The organism is Aerococcus sp. L_32 (assembly GCF_050689315.1).
Genome location: NZ_JBOEQF010000800.1, coordinates 1 through 836 on the forward strand (window position 1 = coordinate 1; position 836 = coordinate 836).

1 protein-coding gene and 1 pseudogene are annotated in these 836 nt (G+C 36.4%); both read left to right on the forward strand.

Annotated elements, in window-relative coordinates:
- Position 1: 1 nt before the first annotated feature.
- Positions 2 to 685, forward strand: a complete 684-nt coding sequence (locus ACRCJ0_RS16570) for an ABC transporter ATP-binding protein (protein WP_431391257.1) — start codon at positions 2 to 4, stop codon at positions 683 to 685.
- A 13-nt stretch (positions 686 to 698) separates the two neighbouring features.
- Positions 699 to 836 (forward strand): annotated as a pseudogene (locus ACRCJ0_RS16575) (ABC transporter permease); the annotation flags it as partial.

Genomic DNA, 836 nt, shown 5'->3' on the forward strand with positions numbered 1-836 from the left:
AATTAATAGTTCTAAACATTATAAAATGGGTGATAATGTCATCACTGCGAATAATGATGTAAATTTTTCAATTGAAAAAGGTGAATTAGCCATTATTTTAGGGTCATCCGGTGCCGGAAAATCTACCATGCTAAACATTCTGGGAGGCATGGACACAAATGATGAAGGTCAAGTCATCATTGATGGCAATGACATCTCTACTTATAACAAAAAGCAATTAACAAAATACCGCCGAGAAGATGTAGGCTTCGTATTTCAATTTTATAATTTAGTGCCTAACTTGACTTCTAAGGAGAATGTAGAGTTGGCTTCTGAAATAGTTAAAGATGCGAGTGATCCTATCGAGGTATTAGAGGGTGTAGGTTTAGGTGAGAGAATCAATAACTTCCCTGCACAATTATCCGGTGGTGAGCAACAACGCGTTTCTATCGCTAGAGCGGTTGCTAAAAAACCAAAAATCTTACTATGTGACGAGCCAACAGGTGCTTTAGACTTTGAAACAGGTAAACAAGTCTTACAAATCCTACAAGATATGAGTCGCAAGAATGGTGCCACTGTAGTTATCGTGACACATAATGCTGCCATTGCACCTATTGCTGATAGAGTTATTCACATGCGTAATGCTACAGTGGAATCCATTGAAGTAAATGATTCACCTGAAAATATCTCAGATATCGAATGGTAGGTGACAAATAAACATGAAAAAGAAAATGTTATGGAAGGATATTCGAAAATCAATTATTAAATCAAAAGGTAGATTTTTCTCTATCATGGGGTTAATGTTGATAGGTTCTTTTGCCTTAATTGGTTTAAAAGTGACTGGACCAGATATGCGA